A 21,379-nucleotide genomic window follows, 5' to 3' on the forward strand; every position below is an offset into this window, starting at 1 on the left:
GACGGCAGCTGCGCCATCCTCCCCAATCATCAAATTAATTGTCTAGAAGCCAGCTGTCGAGTATCATTCTTGCTACTGCTGCAAGGACTTGAATATCGATTTTTCCGTTATTGAACATATCGGCCGCTTCGATTTCCTTCCAGTTGGCATCTGTAGACTTCGTTCCATAGTATTTAGAGATGACGGATAGATCATTGATGGTCACACTCGTTTGACCCGGAACTAGAGTAACGATCTTCGTCAGGAATGTTTGCAATGCCGTATTTACGTTTGTTGTCGCTGTGTTCACTTGCCCCTGCGTTGCTGCCGAGCTGCTTAACACTGCTTTAGCGCTCGTAATTGCTGCCTGCAATGCTGCTCTCGCTGCCGCCGGGTATTGACCGATTTTGCTGCCTTCCGTCACTGCGTCATGCTTGCTTTGCGCAGCTGCGATCGCTTTGCTCAGCGCCGCTTTGTCTACAATGCCAGGATCGGTGAGTACTGAATTATTGAACGTAGTCACCGCTGCGTTCAGAGCATTCAACGCATCCGCGACTTCCGACTCCGTTGATGCTGCGTTATCGTGAACGGCTTTGGCGCTGTTAATGGCGGTCTGCAATATCGCTTTGGAACCGTTCGGATATTGGCCGATATTGTTTCCTTCCGTCGCTGCATCATGCTTGCTCTGAGCAGCAATAATCGCAGCATTCAATTCTGCTTTATCTACATCTTTAATTTGAATGCTGAGAGATACTCCGGCCACTGGCGTTCCCGTACCCGCGTAAGAAACGTTGAAGTCGGATAGCGACACCGTTGTTTCCCCCGCTGCAGCTCCCGCTTTGGTTTTGGCGCGTACGGTTAATAAATCTCCGATCGTACTAATCGCGTTGTCATTTCCTTCGCTGGCCATAATGATTAGAATCTGGCCTTTATCGGCTTTAATCGCCGTTCCCAACACGTTGAAATGATTTCTCAGTGAGCTTAGCGCACTGTCCGCCAAGGAGAGAGAACCGTTGCTGCTCGTTACGGTGTCGAATTCCAGCAGATTCGGATCATAATTTAGGATGACATTGAGCGTAGTGAAGCTTGAGAGCACGCTGCTCACGCCAACGGTCAAATCGAACTGCTGTTGTTGATAGACAGCCTCGGGACCGATTAAGGTTGCTGCGGTTACATTTGACTGTTGTCCGTTGATAGTGATCATCGTTTCTCCTGTAACACCGGAGCCGTCATTAGCTGTCGCAATGACTTTCACCGTTCCCTCCTTAACCGCGGTTAACAATCCTCCAGCACTGATCGTCGCCTTATCCGTTTGTGTTCCGTCCGCATTAATGACCGACCAGGAAACTGATTTGTTATCCGCATTCGCAGGCAATACCGCCTCGGACATTTGCAATGTGCCATTCAAATCAGTGATAGCCGTTGCTCCACCTGCTCCCGTAACAGCAATGCTGCTAATGGGATTCCAATACGGGATAATGGTGCCGTTCAAATCGAAATTCGTAAATTCGGCAGTTTTGGCAGCAATAGCCGTATTCAACTTCCTGACGAAAATGCCGACTTTGGGATTTCCTAATGTAATGTCGAAAGTATCGGTCACTTGAGTCCATGTGGTTCCGTCGCTGCTATAATATCCTTTGTAAACTGTACCTACTTTTTCAATTTTCAAATAAATATCAGCAGGATACACGAGGTCATCGTAGTTTTTATCCGTTTGCGCACCTGCTTTGATCTGAGAGAACCTGAGCTGATTGACGCCAGGGCTGCCGTTTGCTTGCCGCCCCAATGTGATGGCGTTTCCATCATCCTGATAGATAATCAATCCGGCCCATTCAAAACCGTTTTTCGCATCAAACTTCAGCTTAGTGGAGATCGTGATATCGCCTGCGACGGGACCTCTAAGAAGGATATTACTCGGTTTAGATCCGCCCCAGCTTCCTTCGATCGTCATTAATCTCATGCCGTTAGCATTATTGGGTACGGTCGCCCAATCTGCTTGGCTTTCCCTCACCCATGACCAACCACTTGCTAGTAGGACTGTCTGACCATTTATGGTGATGGTTTTCTCGCCTTTTACGCCGGAATCGTCGTTAGCTAATGCGATAACCTTGACTGCTCCGTCTTTAAGAGCAGTTAACATGCCTCCCGCACTGATCCTCGCCTTATCCGTGGATGTACCGTCCGTATTCACGACGGACCAAGTAACCGTTGTAACGTCCGCATTCGCAGGCGCTACTGAAGCAGACATTTGCAGCATGCCGCTTTTCGTTGTTATCGTTGATACGCCGCCTGCAGCGGATACGGTGATGGCGGAGACTTTCATGAATTGATTGCTAATGGTGATGATTGCTTCGCCTTTCACTTCGGTACCGTCTTTGGCAGTCGCGATGACTTTCACCGTGCCGTCATCGTGAGCGGTTAACAATCCTAAAGAATCAATCGTAGCCTTGTTCGTTGCCTTGCCGTCCGTGCCCACGACTGACCAAGTGACTTTCGTATTCTCCGCATTCATAGGCGTTACCGCAGCAGACATTTGCAGCGTGCCGCCTTTAGTAGTGATCGCCGCTGAATTGTTCGCTCCGGTTACAACAATTCCCGTCACAGGTACGTTTGGACCTGCTGCTACTGTAATAACGGCTTTAGCCTTAAATGTACTGCCGGCAATCGTGCCACTTACAGTAAAGATTCCAGCCTCAGCATATTGGGAAGGGTCTATGCTATCCCACGTAACAGGTATCATTCTCGTACTTAGATCGTTGTACACTTGTGCGACTAACGCAGGTAATACGGGAGCTTTCTTAGCGATAATGTCTATTTCTACATCCTTAATGCTTAGAATCGTTCTTGGAATATAATCTGTCAGTCTCTGATTTTGTCCGCCTACGACTACGGCACCACCCATGTTGTTAACAATATGAGTGATCTCGCTTCCGGCCATGCCGCTTAAGAAAACAGTCGTTGCATGGTGGACTTTAACGCCTGGCTTATCCGGAATCTCTATTGCGCTTTCAAGCTTCACGGGTGCATCCCTAAAGAAGGAATATACCCCTAGTCCGTAAGCTTCATGTTGATTCACCGAGTCAGCGACTTTATAACCTGCATAACCCTTAACAGTCCCATAATTGCTCATCCAGCTATCTTGATCCGGAACGTCATAAGGAATTTCACATTGATAGAAATACATCTTACCGCGTTCGCCGTTCCAGAGCGTCTGATACTCATGGAAATGCTCTACAAAGAGGCCGTATATCGTTACGTCATTTCCATTTACGATCATCCCATTGGTCGTTAAGTTTGAATTCCATGCAGCACCCGTTCCGTGGTCGGCACGCCATACCCAGAAATGGTCGCCTATAACATGGTTGCTGTTGATTTCGATACATACTTTGGCTAAGGCAAGAGCGTCCCCGCCTACTCTAAAGTAGAGGTCATGAAGTGAGATCGGATTAGCCGAATGATCTGCGGAACTGCCTTTTGGTCCAACCTCCAACAGTACAGGCGAGCTCTTTGATCCTGCTTCGAACAGAAGTCCGGCAATTTTAACCCCATCAACATCGGCAACCTGCAGAGCTACGGATCCGTTGTCCGAGTGCAAAGTAGCAAGTCCTAAGCCCAGAACTACAGTGTTTGGATTCGTTACTACGATTGGTTTGCTTACATGATATACGCCTGGAGTAAGCAGCAAGTGCTTACCTTGGCTAAGCGCAGCATTGACATTATCTACGTTGAAAGTATCAATGTCTGCGATATAGAACTGATCGATCGGTATGGATGTTCCATCCGCAGGACCATTCGCCCAACTGGTTCCTTGCGAAGCACGGGAAACATTCGGAACGAAAACGCTGTATCTATCGGACGCGTCTATGGTGAGGAAAGGCTTCTCCCGAATAATCGGCGTTTGATCGACGATTGTATATGCGTTTGTTGGATAGTTCTCCACAGGATTATTCGTGTTCCCAACTAGCGTCATATTCCAGAGCGAACCAGCCCATTCACCCCAACTGTTATTTCTGGAAAACCACTGCTGCTGCGATCCAGGAACCACTCTTCCATCGATCTTGGAATCGGATAGGAAACCGCCGCTCGCCCATCCTCCTACATCATGGAGCGACAGATTTCCTTTAACGTGCAGACGTCGCATGGACGCGGCTTGCGATACCGCATATTTCATATCTCCGCCTTGGGGTGTTACGGCGAGGTTCTCAATGGAGCGCCAGAAGTTTTGAGTTGCATTGTGATTCGCCGCCCAGTTTGCATCAACCGTTACCCCGCCATTGATGGAGACATCGTCGGGCATTTTCCCCAAACCAGCTACATGTGTGTAGAAGCCTACTCTAACTGCTGTGCTGTATGTGCCTGGTTTAAAGAGCAGTGCATATCTCTCCGAACCAAATTGATTGGTTTCTTGTTTAGTAAACACGTTAGTAGCTATCGTCTGAATGTCTGATGCAGGCATTGCTGGATCGAATACAAAAACATTCTTACCAAAGTCAGGCTGCGTTAATGCTGCAACTGCTGCTGATAATGTTGACTCTATCCCTCCACTCACGGAAGAAACTTTGTAGTAATATCTTGTATTAGGTGTCAACCCCGTATCTATGTAGTTGGGTATCGTTACCGCTGCGGTGTTAACTTTGTTGAATGTTCCATCGATGCTCGCGGAACGGTAGACGTTATAGCTTGATGCGCCTGTCACGGTTGTCCAAGCCATACTTATCGTTTTGGTCGTTGTTGTACTTATTCCGAATTGATCAGCCAGCGTAGTTGCTATGACTGCGACTGACATAGCCGATTCTCCGTCTATGCTTACTGCTGTAATTTTGTAATAAAATCCAGAGTTAGCTGTTAATCCCGTATCTTCAAAGCTTGTAGAGGTAACCGCAGTCGTATTTACCTTAACGAATGTACCGTTACTCGTTTTCGAGCGGTATACGTTATAGCTGTCCGCACGAGCTACGATTGCCCAGCTCAGAGAAGCGGAATTCGTTGTCGTCGCATCGACTGATGGTGCTGCTGGTGCATCAGGCGCGCCAAGTGAGGTACGGATCTTGAATGTTTCATTGACGCCTATCGTAGTGCTGGAAGCGGTTAAATAGGGACCATTAGAATTCGCTGTATTGACCGAAATATATAACTTTTTACCACCAATACTTTTGTTCGCCTTTATCGCTACATATCCAGTCTCAACCCCGCTCCCATCCTTTAATTTTTCAATATAAAATTTTTCCCAGCTAGTCGTTGTCGTTCCAGGTGCAGCTTTTGTTGGTTTCAATGCTTCGGTTTCAATAATAACGCTGTTTACTACGTAATTTTCCGTGGTAAGAAACATATTGTTCGCCTTAGACTTAATATTGATTGAGCCATCAAGATTCCCATTTGCATCTTTACCATCAACGATTAAAAAAGATTCAGCATCGGCTGCTGTAGTGCTGTTGGTTGTACTATCCGCTGTAATCCCACTAGTACCGCTGGCTTTTACAATTTTCGAATTAGCCGATGCTGTGATATAAGAATAATCTTTGGCTACATACGCTTTGGTCACGTTAGGCGGAACCATGAAAAGGCTTACAAATAATGATACAGCGAGAATTGCAGGCAAACCTCTTTTTTTCATTACACGACCTCCAATAAATGGTATTGTCATGACTTTCATTCCCTGGTGCTGTTTTTAAATTAATTGAACGTGAAAGAACCGCCTTTCCCTTTATTCAATCCTCCCAAATCTCTATGTGGTTAAACAGGATGCTAAAAATTTCACTATTACATCGAGAGTATGGAACATGCTGTAGGTGATTTGCACGAAGAGATATTACGGAAATGTGTAATTGCTATGGTCTTAATCTGTAGATTTCATAGATAGAGGAGGGCCGAGCCGGATGAGCTTGCGATGAGTGAATATCCGGATTACGTGATGAAAGTAATTATAACGGCAATCAGAGTTAGTAAATAGGTTGTATTCTTTAGATAATATGTATCGTTTTTGTTATTCTATTTCGTCATCTACCCTGAAAGGACATGCTTAAACTAACAACGCTCAAGCTTTTGCCGGTAATCTTCTACCGACAAATGCTTGAGCGCTGATAATGAAGGTTATCCATAGATATTGACTTTAAGAAATGCCTAACCCTTAACCCCGGCAACATTTAGTCCTCCGATAATGTACCGCTGGAAAATAAGAAAGAATACAAGCGGCGGAACCATCGTCATCGAAAGAACCGCAAACTTCACATTCCATTGAATAGTCGAACCAGAATAAACGACATAACGGAATATTCCCGTTGCCAGAGGATACATGTCTTTCTCCAGCATGACAAGTGACGACCAATAAAACTCATTCCATGTGCTGGAGAAATAGAAGATGACGAGCGTCATTAGAATCGGAACCGATAATGGAATGGCAATTCGAAAGAAGCAAAGAAATTCGCCGGCCCCATCTATCCGTGCTGCTTCAAACAGCTCCTTATGAAGGCCGTCAAAAAAGTTTTTCATCAGCAAAAGATAAAAAGCATTCGCTCCAGCAGGAAGCCAAAATGCCCAATAGCTATTTAGCAGTCCCAAGCTTTGCAAATTAAGAAAGTTCGGAATCAGATACGTAGCAGAAGGAATCATAAGAGTCGACAAGAAGAACAGCACGACCATCTTTTTGAAAGGAACACGCATATGCGATAAGGCGAATGCTGCCATTCCAATAAAAACTAGCGCGAAAGTAACAGTGCCAATAAAGATCATCAATGTATTTTTGAGAAACATCAGCATCGGTATAACATGCCAAGCTTCGATGTAGTTATGCCATAGCCAATCTTTTGGGAAAAACGGAGCAGGGAATGCGAAAAACTCTCCCGTCGTTTTAAGCGAGCTCAGAAATGTATTCAGAAACGGATACAGCATGGATACGATAATAAGTGTGATGATAAGCACCATTACACTGTAGCCAAGTTTAACTTGCCAGCGTTTGAAATCGAATGAGGACAGAATAGAACGCTCTGTATTTTTCATCAAAGTTCACTCCTTTTCTGCATCTTAAGATAGAAGAAGGAGAGCACCATCATAACGACGAACATCATCGTACCCATTGCAGTCGCTCTGCCAAAATTCAAATACGTAAATGCATGCCTGTTCATAAGCAGCATGTAGGTTAGAGTTGCGTTATCAGGGCCGCCGCCTGTCATCGCCAGCTGCGCTTGAAAGCTTTGCGAGGTATTAATAATTTGCAGAAGAAACATTAGCAATAACAAGGAACGAATATGAGGCAGCGTAATAAACTTTATTCTCTGCCATACGCTCGCGCCGTCAATTTCTGCTGCTTCGTAAAGATCCTTTGGTATACCAACTACGGAAGCCAAATAAATGAGCACCGCACCTCCAAAGTTCTGCCACGTTTCCATAATCACGATCGAGATCATGGACATGCCTTTGGTGAAAAAATCAGCTGCAGGTAACCCGATTCCTGTAAGGAATGCATTAATTGGTCCGATTGGATCATAAAACCAAACCCACATCCCGTATAATACGATAGCAGGAATTATGCTCGGCATATAGCCCGCTACTCGCGCCAAGCCTTGAAATCTCCTTAGCTCCGATACAGCAATGGCAACCGCCGCCGGTACCCAGAAGCCGATTACAACGCACAAACCCATATAATACAACGTATTTTTTATCGCGATATAGAAATCACTCGAACTTGTAATATCAATGTAATTTCGTAGTCCAACATAAACATTCCCTTTAACGAAATCCACCTCTTGAAAGCTGAACAGGACTCCCTTAATGATAGGAATCCAAAGAAAAAGGATGGAAACGATAATTTCAGGAAGTACAAACAAAGTACCCCACATATAGAGGTTCCAATTGCGTTTTTTCTTAACAGCTGCCGATGATGTCATCATCTGTGATGCCATGGTCTCTCCCCCTCCAAGGTTTACAAAGCGTTCTCATGGTATAGGATGAAAAACAAGCCCATACCGAGGATACAGGTATGGGCCCGTCATATCGCGGCTTATTATTGAACCGTAATTTTGTCGTAAATCTCGGTTTGGACTTTAGCTGCCGCTTCATCCAGTATTTTTTTCAAATCAACATCTTTTGTCGTAAACACCTTCTGAATAACATTAGCCATTTCCGCATAAAATGCTTGTGTTTCATATTGAGGCTCCGGCTTGCCATCAAGCAAAGCCATCAATTCAGGATCATATGTGAACACATTATCATGCTTAGCAAGCATCGAAGTCCACTTCTGACCGAATTCAGATTCAGGTGTCCAGTAGAAGATGGTTTGCGGAATGTATACTTTATTTTCTGCTTTGCGGCTTGTGATTTCACCATCGATTGCATTCAAGAAATCATCAGTGAAATATTCTGAAGTCAACCATTCAAATGCTGTTTGTTGCTGAGCTTCATTTGCTTTAGGGTTAATAACTTTAAAGCTGCCGCCTAATACGCCCGTATGCTTGGCGCCTTTAGTGACCGAAGGAATAGGATAAATAACAACATCGTCTTTGCTAATTCCGCCAGTGTTGATTGCTGCATCCGCTGCGTTGCCGCTTCCGCACATTACCATCGCACCCCGGCCTTGGTTGAACAGGTTAAGAGCATCCCCATAACCTAGAGCCCAGTTTTTCGGAAGTACATCAGCATCTTTCAACTGTTTGTAAAATTCCAAAGCTTTCAAGCCAGCTTCATTGTTGAATTGTGCTTTAAGTTTGCCGTTCTCAACGGTTTGGATATCACCGCCAGCTGCAAACAAGAAGTTCGTCCAGTTCCAGCCTGCTTCTGTGCCCTTGCCCATTGGGATAAAGCCAGCTATACCTTTAGCTGGATCATTCACTTGCTTCGCCGTTTCAATCAGCTCATCCCAAGTCCAGTCAAGCGATGGGAGCGGAACGCCCTTTTCTTCAAAAATTTTCTTATTCAGTGTGATCGTCATGACATATGCATCTACTGGTATGCCATAAATTTTGCCGTCAACAGAAAACGGACTTGTCATAATTGGGTTTAGGTCATCTTTGTTTTTCCAATTTTCAATTAAACTCGTAACATCAGCCGCCCAGCCCTTCTCAGCTAGTACGCGTCCTTCTGTTAAATAAGCATTAAACTCAGTTGGTGCGTTATTTGCTGCCATTTTAATGCCAATTTCATTTGGATTGTATTGCCAATCGTCTGTTTTAATTGTAACGTTAGGATGTGCCTTTTTGAAACGCTCAATTTTCAAATTCAACTGCTCAATCGCTTCCGTTCTATCCGGCGGTTGTCCTTGAACTGTAATTTCTACCGGCTCTGCTGGTTTTTCTGTTGCTGGTTGATCTATTGCTTTGTTTGTGGGAGCATTCGTTGCTTTTCCAGCATTTGTGTTTACGTTTTTACTGCCGCTGCAGCCTGCCAGTACGATCATCAGTACGAGCATGCTGATTACGATTCCCCTGATTCTCATCGTGATGGTTCCCCTCTCAAATTGGTTATTTATCCCTTGCACCCTCATTATAGGATAGCAGTGCCTATGTATACGATGGTCTTTATTACGGTTACGATGTGTCCTGTTATGATTGTCGGAATGAAAAATCTGCTCGCGTAGGGACACGAGCAGAACGATTATTTTTTGATTTCTGATAAGTTATAACCGAAATACTTTTTGAACATTTTGCTGAAATGCTCCGGCGACTCATAGCCGATCTCATCGGCAATTTCATATCTTCGCTTATCCGTTGTCAGCAGCAGACGTTTGCCCTCTTCCATCCGCTGCTTGGTTAAGTAATCCCAAATCGTAATATGGAGCACCTTCTTGAATAAATAACTCAAATAATTAGGACTGAGATGAACAGCATCGGCGATATCCTGCAGCTTCAACCCTTTTGTGCTAAAATGCATGTCTATATAATGTCTCGCCTCTTGAATATCCGCGTTATGATCTTCGGTCGTCTGCTTGTCGGAAACATCCTCTGCCAGAAATACATGATGGTCATGGTGAATTTCTGTCATCCTCAAAGCCGCAGCTGCTTCCTTATATAGATCGGTCCAGCTGAACAGCCCTTCTCTGATTGTGCTAATGCCAATCGTACTTTGGACATTCAAGTATTCCAGCAAATGCGTGTGAAGCTGATGGCCTATGGTCGTGAGCGAGCTGCTCTTGATGGAGCTGTCCAACTCCTTCGCCGATAGCTGAAGCACAACGGTAAGAGAACCGTTCGGCGAATAAAACAACAGCTTATCCCAGCTGCTGATCGTCTCTTCGACGACATTGTAACAAGCATATTTAAGCAGATTGCGATCGCGCAGCGATTGTATGTCTCCATCTGTTTTTCCCGCTTTCTTCAGATGCAGTTGAATCGTAAACAAGCTGAAATACGGCCCCTCCATCCGAAAGCCCAAGGATTGGAATAACGCTTCTATCTCCAGGGCATCAAGCCCTTCGGTAACCAGCTCGTTCAGCAGCATATGCTGCTTCGGATTTGTTTCTTCCAAATAAAACCTGCGGTTAAACGCTGCTTCTGATGCCAGCCGAATTTCGCTTTCCTTATGCTTCAGCAAGCCTCCTACGATTTGGATGAGATGATGCGGAACGACTGGCTTTACGATATATTCCTTTGCGCCAAATTTCATCGCCTTTTGTGCATATTCAAACTCGCCGTGTGCTGAAAGCACGATGACGGGTATCGTGCTATTCTCAACAAAAATCGTTTCCATCAGCTCAATTCCGTTCATATTGTCCATCTGAATATCAGTAATAACCAAATCAACCTTCTCCAGCCGAAAATAATCAAGCGCCTCAAAGCCGTTTTCCGCGGTGTAAAGCTCGCCAATCTCAATGCCCGATTGTCTCAAGATCAAACTAATCCCTTTGCAAATCATCGGTTCATCGTCAACAATCAATATGTTATACATGCTCGTTCCCCCCGCCGTTGTCTTCTAGCGATTGCGTGAACGGTATTGTTAGCTGTGCGCGAACGCCACCTTCCTCTCGCAAGCTATAGGCAAGACCGTATTGCTCGCCGAAATGAAGCTGTAATCGCTTATGTACGTTACGTATGCCGTATCCAGCATTTTTATTTTTACCTTCCATGATGTCCATAATGGGTCTGACATCTTTAATCCGATAACCGTTGTCTTCAACCGCTATGATGATCGTGTCTATAACGATTTTCACGGAAATGGTCAGTTCCCCGTCGCTGTCCATTCGTTTAACACCGTGAACGATTGCATTCTCAATGAGCGGCTGCAGGACAACCTTCGGTATAAAGCATTTTCTTGCTTCCTCTTGAATCAACCAGTTCACCTTAAAATCATATTCATATCGTTTAAGCTGCAGCCTGATATACGCTTCCGCATGCATCAGCTCCTCATCAATAGTTATGAGTGTTTTACCACGGCTAAGCCCGATCCGCATAATGAGCGACAGATCTCTGACCATCTCTGCCGACTCCTCATTCCCCTCCTGAGTCATTCGCCAATTGATAGATTCCAATGTGTTATAGAGCAAATGCGGATTGATTTGTGAATGAAGAATGGCTAGCTCTGCTTCCTTTTGTTTAATTTCAAGTACATATTTGTCGCGAATAGTATCGTTCAGCCTTGCTGTCATATCCATAAAATTATTGTTTAAAATCTCAAGCTCATCCTTTGTACGCTGAGGATAATGCGCCAGCCCGAGCGGCTTGCCCGGCTCATAAGAACGCGTATGTCTTGCAAGGCGAGAGATCGGACGAATAATCGAGCGCATAAAGTAGGTTCCTAATAGAAGCAATAATAAAAAGTAGCCCATCATGGAATAATATACAAGCTGTTGAATGACAGCGTGATCACCAAGAATGGATTCCATTGGTGTCTTATATAACAACTTGGTGCCACTTTCCTTGCTTTGATGAATGGCATACAGCCATCTTTCTCCACCCGCAGTTATCGAATAAAAGCCTTTGGCAGAGCTTGAGATATAGTCTGGCAGCTCAAAAATATGCCCTATTCGAAAGCTGCTTGTTGTTGAAATAACCATATTATTACTATCTAATATGAGCAGCTCACCGTCCTTCGCCACATTGACTGGATCTAAATCGCTTGCCAGCACCTTTTCCAGACCAGAAGCAATTAAATAGCCGGCTGCCGGTGTCCTTCCGTTGGATATACTGTTCATTTGCTTCACCATAACAAGTGTCTCAATATCTGTGGGATTATCTCCGAATTGATGGATAACGCTGAGCACCCCTCGCCCCTGCGCTTTGTAAGCGTTCTTATACCAGGGAAGAGCATCTAAATGTGTTGAATAATAAATGCCTTTTGTCTGTATGTCTAGAGTTGGCACAAACGAGTAGAGACTTTCGGTATCTGGCATAAAGAATGAATATGCAACTCTAGACGATGCTTGTTTAAGCAGCATGTCATCTAATTTGGTAAAACGACGTACCCTCTCATACGAGGAGCTGGTCGGTATATCGAGCATTTGCTGAATTTCCGTCGTCAACATAATTTGATTCATCGTATCTTCCATATGCATAATCGTCCGGTCAATCGTCACATGGCTGGATTCCACCCATTTCACAAGAGCTGATCCAACCTGCCGCTCGGTAATTTCAGCGACATTACGCGAAACAATCCAGTCCATGAAAATAACAGGAATAACGACTAGCAAAATAAACAGCGCCACGAAACGCTGGAGAATGGTCAAATTAGTGAATAATGCTTTCATTCCACATGTCCTTTCGCTCGCGTCTGGTTCGTACGCGTTAATTGTAGCCGAAAACGAGAATTCTGCCGTGTGCAATATTACGTTTATTGTAATCGATTTACTGAATATTTTTCGATATTAATTTTCAATTACTTGAGAAGGGCATAAAAAAAAGGACTGCCATTAAAGTAGAATAGTCTACTTTAATAACAGTCCCAATGGTTATATTTATGAATTAGCCTTCAAGAAGAAGTGATTCCGGATCTTCCAATAACGTTTTGACGGTTACAAGGAAACGAACCGCTTCGCTTCCGTCTACGATACGGTGATCGTAGGAAAGGGCAAGGTACATCATCGGACGGTTCTCCATACGAACATCATCAATGGCTACCGGGCGAATTTGAATTTTGTGCATACCGAGAATACCGACCTGAGGTGCATTAAGGATAGGAGTCGATAGCAAGGAGCCAAATACACCGCCGTTTGTAATCGTGAAGCTGCCGCCTTGAAGATCAGCGATTGACAACGTGTTCGATCTTGCTTTGCCAGCTAGATCTACAATGCTCTTCTCGATTTCAGCAAAGCTCATACGATCCGCGTCGCGTACGACAGGAACGACAAGACCTTCCTTCGCAGATACGGCAATACCGATATCATAGAATTTCTTGGTGACGATTTCTTCACCATCAATTTCCGCATTAAGCAGCGGGAATGCTTTAAGCGCGCCAACAACTGCTTTCGTGAAGAAGGACATGAATCCTAGATTCACATCGTTTTTCTCGAAGAAAGCTTGCTTGCGGCGTTTGCGCAAATCAAGAATCGCAGTCATGTCGACTTCATTGAACGTAGTCAGCATTGCTGCAGTACGTTGTGCTTCAACAAGACGATTTGCAATCGTAACCCGGCGGCGAGACATCCGTTTCCGCTCAGTTGGTTTTACATCCTTGCTTACGGCAGCTGGAGCAGCTTGTGAAAGCGGCGCAGAAGATACAGGCGTAGCTACTGCTGGCGCTTGTCCGGCTTGTGGCTGTGTTAAATCAATGCCTTGCTCGCGAGCACGTTTGCGAGCGGCTGGCGAGGCGTTGATTACCCCTTCACTAACTGGCGCAGATGGTGCTGCTGCTGCTGGAGCTGCTGGAGCAGCAGTTGCTTTAGCAGCTGGAGCAGCAGGTGCGGACGCGCCGCCTGCTGCTTCTCCGATCGAGCCAATTGCTTCGCCTACAAGCACAACATCTCCATCTTGTTTCGCAATACGGGAAACAACTCCGCTATTGTCCGCACTAATTTCAATGTTAACTTTATCCGTTTCTAGCTCCAGCAGGACATCTCCTTGATTGACGGAGTCGCCTTCCTTCACAAACCATTTCGTAATCGTTCCTTCTGATATGGACTCGCCTAACTCTGGTACTATAATTTCAGCCATTAGTCACTACCCCCTTATCAAACTTGTTTCAACAGGCTTTCCGTTTAAAGCTGTTGAAATAATCCACTTTTGCTCTGCTGCATGTACTTCTTGATGTCCGCTTGCTGTACTGGAGCGGTCCGGACGGCCTACATAGCGCACAGCCGCCTTCTTAGGCGCCAATGCACGAATACGAGGCTCCATGAAGCTCCATGAGCCCATGTTTTGCGGCTCTTCTTGTACCCAAACGATTTCTTCCAGCTTGTCGAATTGCTTCACGATACGCTCAATCTCCGCATGCGGGAATGGATAAAGCTGCTCAACTCTTGCAACGCGAAGCCATTCGAAATCTTCTGCATTCAAGGAAGCAAGCGCCTCTTCAATATCGATGGCAACCTTGCCTGTGCATAGGAGCAAGCGTTTCACTTTATCTTTCTTATCCTTCGATTCTGTTAAGCTGAATTGCGGCATAACAGGCTTGAAGGTGCCTTCGCTGAAATCAACGCCGTGTGAAGCAACACGCGGATTACGAATCAAGCTCTTCGGCGCCATAAGGACGAGCGGCCGCACTTGTTCTGTGCCAAGCGTCGCAGCTTGTTTACGAAGCAAGTGGAAATATTGTGCGGACGTTGTAAGATTCGCAACCGTCCAGTTGTTGTCTGCCGATAGCTGCAGGAAACGTTCAAGTCTAGCGCTCGAATGCTCCGGTCCTTGGCCTTCATAACCATGCGGCAGCATCACGACTATACCGGACTTCTGCGACCATTTCGCACGTCCAGCCGAAATAAATTGGTCAAAAATAACTTGAGCTACGTTAGCAAAATCCCCGTACTGCGCTTCCCAAATAACGAATGTATCTGGTGCAAATACGTTATAGCCATATTCAAAGCCAAGCACGGCCGTTTCAGACAATGGGCTGTTATGAACGGCAAAGGATGCTTTCGCTTGCGGCAAAATGTGAAGCGGTGAAAACTTAGCCGCATTGACATTATCATTAAGCACAATATTACGATGCGCGAAGGTTCCGCGCTCCGAATCTTGTCCGCTAAGGCGAATAGGCGTGCCATCTGCAAGAATCGTTGCGAATGCAAGAGCCTCGGCATGTGCCCAATCGACCTTCTCGCCATCATTCAGCGCCGTAGCTCTGCGCTGCAGAATGCGCTGCAGCTTCGTATATTCCGTAAAGCCCTCAGGACGATTAAGCAGCTCTAAGTTAATCTCGCGAAGCATATCGCTTGGCACAGCCGTACGAATCTCTTCATTTACAGGAAGAATTGATTCATGCTGCTCATTATGCGACTTCGCTTGATTTTCATTAGCTTTCACTGCATCATAAGCGGCTTGAAGCTTGCCAAGCGTACGCTGGCGCAGCTCCTCTACCTGAGCTTCGGAAATGGCTTTCGCATCCTGCAATTGCTGGCCGTAAAGCACGCTGACAGTTGGATGATTGCGAACCTTAGCATACATAAGCGGCTGCGTTACTTCCGGATCATCCATTTCATTATGACCGAAACGGCGGTAGCCAATCAAATCAATAACAAATCCTTTATTATAGCGGAGTCGGTATTCGCAAGCTAGGCGAACTGCTGCCAAGCATGCTTCCGGCTCATCCGCATTAACGTGCACGATCGGAATGTCGAAGCCTTTGGCAAGATCACTGGCATAATGCGTCGAACGAGAATCTACGCTGTTCGTCGTAAAGCCTAAGCGATTGTTCGCAATAATATGAAGCGTACCACCGTTGCGATAACCTTGCAGCTTATTGAAATTGAGCGTTTCCGCCACAATGCCTTCACCAATGAAAGCTGCGTCGCCGTGAATACAGATGGTAACTGCCTTCGTCACGTCTTGTTCCGGCATGCCGCGCTTGCTCCGATCCTCTTGAGCAGCACGCGTAAAGCCTTCAACAACCGGATTGACAAACTCAAGGTGGCTCGGATTGTTCGCCAAAGTAATTCTAGCGCGAACAGTCTCGCCGTCCTTAAATGCACGATCCGCTCCAAGGTGATATTTCACGTCACCAGTCCAGCCATGGTTAATACCCATTGAGCCTTCAGATGGTATATGTTCTTTGTTAGGCGCATGGTGGAACTCAGAGAATATCTTCTCATAAGGCTTTCCAAGAACATGCGTCAATACGTTCAAACGTCCGCGATGCGCCATACCCATAAGGATATTGTGCGCTCCGTCATGTGCAACAGCGCGTACGATTTCATCCAGTACCGGTACAAGCATGTCAACGCCCTCAATGGAGAAGCGCTTCTGGCCTACGAATGTACGGTGCAGGAAGTTCTCGAAATATTCAACCTCCATTAGACGTTCAAGCAGAGCGGAGCGCTCTCTTGGCGATAATGGAGCAGGGAATGAGCCTGATTCTGCTTGCTTGTGAAGCCAATTGCGTTCGTTCTCGTCATGAATATGTGTGAATTCATAAGCCGCTGAGCGGGAATAAATTTCTCTCAGACGCGTAATAGCGTCCCAGCCGTTTACAATCGATGCCGGCGCATTATCCCAAATAAGCGATGCCGGAATGGCTGTCAAATCCGCCTGTGTAAGGCCAAAGGTTTCTGGTTCCAGCAGCTTCGTATCAGCCGCAGGGCTTAATCCAAGCGGATCAATATCCGCAGCTAAATGGCCGTATCTGCGTATGTTCAGCATAAGCTGATGCGCAGCCACAACCTTCTTCAACATATTTGCATCAATTTCTCCAGATACTGCAACTGCTGGCGCAGCGGCAGCAGCTTGTTGCGCGCTCGGTTTAGCCACAGGGCCGGAAGTTGCTCCCAGCGATACGGAAGGCGGCGCTCCAAAGCGAACAAAAAGCTCGCGAAGCGATACTTCAACAGAAGCTTGATCAGTCAGAAACCGTTCATATTGCTCCTGCACATATCCTAGATTGGGACCGTAGTAGCTTTGCCAAGGCGAATGATTACGCTCATCATGGATGCTCATTGCAGAAAATTCCACCCTCTCTATTCATAGCCATCCTATTATTTTCTAAGACGAAGCTCACCATACATGCCCGTCGTCTTGCACTTTCAATTTGTCATTCAACCTTATCGATTCATTCAAAAGCGCTAATACCGTGAAGCTTCAAACTCATGGGAAGCAGCACGCCTACGCCATATTAAACGCAGCCGTGTTACATAGTTATATTTTAGTACATACTACGCTTGCCTTCCATAACCTTATTAGCATCGATATCATCCATTTCAAGCATCGATTGCTTGCTAATGATGCTTTTTAATCACGATTAAATATTTTTTTCAAAAATTCAATAGCTGCTCTCGTTTGATACTCGCTTACCTCATGTCCCGAGAACGGATAATCATTGATTTGCTTATCCGAACGAATTCGGTTATAAACGGCGTAGACCGTCTCCGGTAGACAGACTGTGTCCTTCCATCCCACAGACATCAGGACAGGCGCCTTAATGCGTTCTGCCAAATTAATAAGATCGAAATGAGCAAGTGAATCGAGGACCTCACTCAGCTTCTCGGGATACCGTTTCAAATATTGGGCTATTTCTGTCAACGAGCCCGTAGAATTCATAATGCCATAATCCAGATGACACATATTAGGTATATCGGCAACTACAGCACAAACCTTAGGATTAAGAGCCGCACATAGCAAAGCAAGTCCTCCGCCTTGGCTTCCACCCATGACAGCGATTCGTGAGGAATCAATTTCTCGCTGCATAACCGCAACATCTACTGCTCTGATTGCATCCATAATAACAGCATGATAATAACTGTTTTCTTTATCCATAATGCCTTGGGATACCCAGCCCTTAGCTGAACCAGACGCCGTTGTTAACATACTGCCTGTTTCTCCGCCTTGGCCCCTTACATCAACTGCCAGGACGGCATAACCAAGCAGCAGCCACGCTGCATACCGCTCCGCATACCCTTTGTCACCCGTATAACCTTGATAAATAACGATACAAGGAAGCCGTTTCCCGCCTTCTTGCAGCTCCGGTACGAGATATAAGCCATGAATCGGCGTCTCGTCACTTCCCTTGTATGTTATTCTTTCTGCTCGAACGGCTGGAAATGGGGATTCCTCTCTCTCACTGCTTATATCAAGAGGTTTATTGTCATAGCTTTCCAAAATTCTCGTCCAGTATTGATCCAGTCTATCCGCACTTATCGTTGCGGGTGGATTGCATACTTCTAATTCATTTTTTCGTCGGTCTATTGCATGCATTATATTATACCCCTTTCATGTATATATTCATTACATCGACAGTGTTCACCATTTCTTGTATACGCTTTCTATTTCTTTTCATCATTTTCTGCTGTTATGCTGCATTTTCTTTGTACAATCCGTCAAAAAAGGCTATTCTTGTACGACTGCAACAGTCCTACATGGGAATAGCCTTCGTTCTAGCAATCTATCTATTTCTTTTCCTTAAGGACGATTGGACCGATCACTAGCGCCATAATAAGCAGCAGTGCTCCAGTAAATAATGAAATGCCGTAGCTTTGCACCCAGTATGGACTATCCGCCATGTACTTGTAAATCCGTCCGCCAATTAGCGGTCCCATAAACCCAGTTATACCTGTTATCGCCGAGAATACAGCAATATACATGGGTCGTTCCGACTTTGGCGTATCCCCGATAATAAAATTAAAAGCGAGCAGATTGTAACCGCCAACTCCTATACCAAGCACGATGTGGACGACAATGAGTACCAAAATTACCGGCAGCACTTCCATTCCTGCCCAAAGCAAGCAGGCTAGCGCAATAATAGGAAGCGCCCATTTCAGCAAGGTTCGTGTTGCAAATCTGCTGTTCAAGCTTCCCCAGTAATAATAGCTGAACATCATAACAATCATTTGTACGGTTGTAATAACAGTAACCCATGAGTAATTAAGCTTCACTATATCAAGCATAACATAAGAGAACAATGGAACAGCTACATTCTGAACAAGGATGAACATAGCGAGAAAAAGCGTTGCTAATAAATAATTCCGATCACGCAGCGGTTTTTGAAGCATTTTCAACTTTGACGATTCATTAGAACGCTCAAGCGGAAGATTGGGATAGCGGTACAGCTCAATCCCATTCCATACCGTTGCTGCAGCACATATGATATATAAGACTATAAAACCTTGGCCTTCCGGCAATCTATTCAGTATTTGGCCGCCAATAAGTAAGCACACGCTTGCAACGGCCCAATGAATCGTATTTCGTATTCCAAAATAACGTCCGCGTACCTTCGCAGGCACCATATCGGCAACTAAGGAGGTCCAGAGTACACCTCCTGATTGTGCGCAAATAAATGAAATCGTGAACATGACAATATACGTTTGAACCCAGTAAGCCTGCGGCACCCAGAAAGGAATTAATCCGGTTGCCGTCCATAGTATACGATGCCCAAGACTGAAAAGTAAGACGAACAAACGCCTATTCTCAAATCGGTGGATATAAAATGCGATAACTAGCTGAACCAAGTTCGCAAACGCTGGAATCGCCAGCGCAATGCCGATTGCATCGGATTTGGCGCCCATGTATAGGAGGTACGCCGTAAGCAGCGGCCCTCCTAGTAAATTCCCGATAATTGTTGCCGGTATACCTTCCACGACAGCGGTTTGCAAACCTCGCCGCTGTTCGGACATTCGCCGCCTAGGCAACAAGATGCCCTTCAACATATAGACCCTCTCCGCCCCAACTACTCTTGGTGTACAATCAATTCAACTAATGTCCTTACCATTACCCCAGTTGCGCCTTTCGGTTCCCAGCCTCTGCTCGATTCAAGCCAGGAGGTTCCAGCAATATCAAGATGAACCCACGGCAAGCCCTCTGCAAAATGACCGATGAACAAACCTCCGGTTATAGTGCCACCATATCTGCCGCCGCTATTTTTTAAATCTGCCGCATCGCTTTTGATTTTCTTCTTAAATTCCGAGTACGCCGGCAGCTGCCAAATGCGCTCGCCAGCACGTTCCGATGCATCGTGCACCTGCTTGAAAAGCGCATCATTATTCGTCACTGCACCGGTGGCCTCGCTTCCAAGCGCAACCAAAACAGCTCCAGTCAGTGTCGCAACATCAACCAGCTTAGTTGCTCCGCGAGTTATCGCTGTCGTCAAGCCATCAGCAAGAACAAGTCTGCCCTCTGCATCGGTATTCACGACTTCAACAGTGTGTCCGCTCATCATGGTCAGCACATCACCTGGCTTAAACGCACGATCTGACGGCATGTTTTCGGCAGTTGGAATAACCGCAATAACGTTTACGGCAGGCTTTAATTCGGCGATGACCCGAATCGCCCCAAGCACTGCTGCCGCTCCGCCCATGTCTGATATCATTTCCTGCATGCCTTCAGCTCTTTTGAGCGAAATTCCGCCCGTATCGAACGTAATCCCTTTCCCGATTAAGCCCCATGTTTCGTTAGAATTAGGATCGCCTTTATAATGAATGACAATCATACGCGGAGGGTTGACGCTTCCCTGGCCTACGGCTAACAAGCCGCCCATTCGCTGATCCGCTGCACTCCATTCGTCAATAACTTCAATCTCAAGATCATGCTCGCGCGCCAGTTCCTCTGCATGATAGGCAAGACGTTCAGGCGTGAGATCATTACCCGGTAAGTTGGTTAAATCCCTTGCCAATTTCACACCTTCGGCATATAGCAATCCTTTGGCGATACCGTGTTCCCACGCGGAAGCGTCAGATGCTGCGGCCGCATCTCCTTGAGGAACTAAAGCAACATCCTTTAATTCAAACCGTTCACTCTGCTCGCGTTTAAGCGGCTGACGAACATGAAGGGCAAGCAGCAAGCCCTCAGTAAGTGCTTGCGCCGCATGTTCAATGCCTAAACCAGCAGCTGCATCCTTAATCAACAATTCCGGCAAAAGCAAATGTACGGATTGTGCTTGAAGTTGTTTCAATGATTTGGCAGCAGCTGCTGCTGCTAAGCGTAAGCCAGTAGCAGTCACGCCTTGCTCATAGCCCACAAATATAATATGAGCTGCCGGATAAAGCCCTAAAGTAGCAATAACTTTCACTTGCTCAGCGTCTGCTTTAAATAATCCTTTGGCAAATAAGGATCTCAAGGCCTCATCTATTTGCGGCTGTACAATCGGCTGGTCAGCCTCGCCTTGCTCAAGCTCTTCCCTGCTTACGAATCGAATAATCGCATCCAACGATTGATTAGCTTCACTTCGTACTCCGTATGTAAATCGAACAGTCATTTGTAAGCCCTCGCTTTCATCATGAAGTAACTCTTATATATCTACTCATCGCGGTGAATCAATATCATCAAGTTTTCACACTCATTATACCTAACGCACCTGTTCTTTTCCATGTTTATCATATAAATATTCATCATGCTCTTCTGTTTAA

The 21,379-nt window shown here is 45.8% G+C and carries 11 protein-coding genes; all 11 read right to left on the bottom strand.

The annotated features are described in order from the left end of the window. Positions 1 to 34: 34 nt before the first annotated feature. Positions 35 to 5,593: an Ig-like domain-containing protein gene (locus CEF13_RS22295; protein WP_102714121.1), complete on the bottom strand. Its 5,559-nt coding sequence runs from the start codon at positions 5,591 to 5,593 to the stop codon at positions 35 to 37. 506 nt (positions 5,594 to 6,099) lie between these two features. After that, positions 6,100 to 6,975 (bottom strand): carbohydrate ABC transporter permease, encoded by an 876-nt coding sequence (locus tag CEF13_RS22300; RefSeq protein ID WP_102714123.1) that lies wholly within the window; start codon positions 6,973 to 6,975, stop codon positions 6,100 to 6,102. Then, complete coding sequence (locus CEF13_RS22305) at positions 6,975 to 7,877, bottom strand: carbohydrate ABC transporter permease (protein ID WP_102714125.1); 903 nt, start codon at positions 7,875 to 7,877, stop codon at positions 6,975 to 6,977. The genes CEF13_RS22300 and CEF13_RS22305 overlap by 1 nt, the downstream gene beginning before the upstream one ends. Positions 7,878 to 7,978: 101 nt before the next feature. Beyond that, positions 7,979 to 9,406: an ABC transporter substrate-binding protein gene (locus CEF13_RS22310; RefSeq protein ID WP_102714127.1), complete on the bottom strand. Its 1,428-nt coding sequence runs from the start codon at positions 9,404 to 9,406 to the stop codon at positions 7,979 to 7,981. A gap of 158 nt (positions 9,407 to 9,564) precedes the next feature. After that, on the bottom strand, positions 9,565 to 10,854 hold the full coding sequence (locus tag CEF13_RS22315) for a response regulator (protein ID WP_102714129.1): 1,290 nt from the start codon (positions 10,852 to 10,854) through the stop codon (positions 9,565 to 9,567). After that, entirely contained in the window at positions 10,847 to 12,649 is a 1,803-nt protein-coding gene (locus CEF13_RS22320; RefSeq protein WP_102714131.1) for a cache domain-containing sensor histidine kinase, read from the bottom strand. Before CEF13_RS22320 ends, CEF13_RS22315 begins: the two co-directional genes overlap by 8 nt. Before the next feature lie 214 nt (positions 12,650 to 12,863). Continuing rightward, the gene (gene odhB, locus CEF13_RS22325) at positions 12,864 to 14,051 is read right to left on the bottom strand and encodes a 2-oxoglutarate dehydrogenase complex dihydrolipoyllysine-residue succinyltransferase (protein WP_102714133.1); all 1,188 of its coding nucleotides are present in this window, start codon (positions 14,049 to 14,051) and stop codon (positions 12,864 to 12,866) included. 6 nt (positions 14,052 to 14,057) lie between these two features. Continuing rightward, positions 14,058 to 16,982, bottom strand: a complete 2,925-nt coding sequence (locus CEF13_RS22330) for a 2-oxoglutarate dehydrogenase E1 component (protein ID WP_102714135.1) — start codon at positions 16,980 to 16,982, stop codon at positions 14,058 to 14,060. A 291-nt stretch (positions 16,983 to 17,273) separates the two neighbouring features. Beyond that, entirely contained in the window at positions 17,274 to 18,236 is a 963-nt protein-coding gene (locus CEF13_RS22335) for an acetylxylan esterase (RefSeq protein WP_102714137.1), read from the bottom strand. 191 nt (positions 18,237 to 18,427) lie between these two features. After that, complete coding sequence (locus tag CEF13_RS22340; RefSeq protein WP_102714139.1) at positions 18,428 to 19,684, bottom strand: MFS transporter; 1,257 nt, start codon at positions 19,682 to 19,684, stop codon at positions 18,428 to 18,430. Positions 19,685 to 19,704: 20 nt separating this feature from the next. Continuing rightward, positions 19,705 to 21,228: a leucyl aminopeptidase gene (locus CEF13_RS22345; RefSeq protein ID WP_102714141.1), complete on the bottom strand. Its 1,524-nt coding sequence runs from the start codon at positions 21,226 to 21,228 to the stop codon at positions 19,705 to 19,707. Between the last annotated feature and the right edge of the window lie 151 nt (positions 21,229 to 21,379).

This window comes from Paenibacillus castaneae, assembly GCF_002884445.1.
Taxonomy (GTDB): Bacteria; Bacillota; Bacilli; order Paenibacillales; family Paenibacillaceae; genus Pristimantibacillus; species Pristimantibacillus castaneae.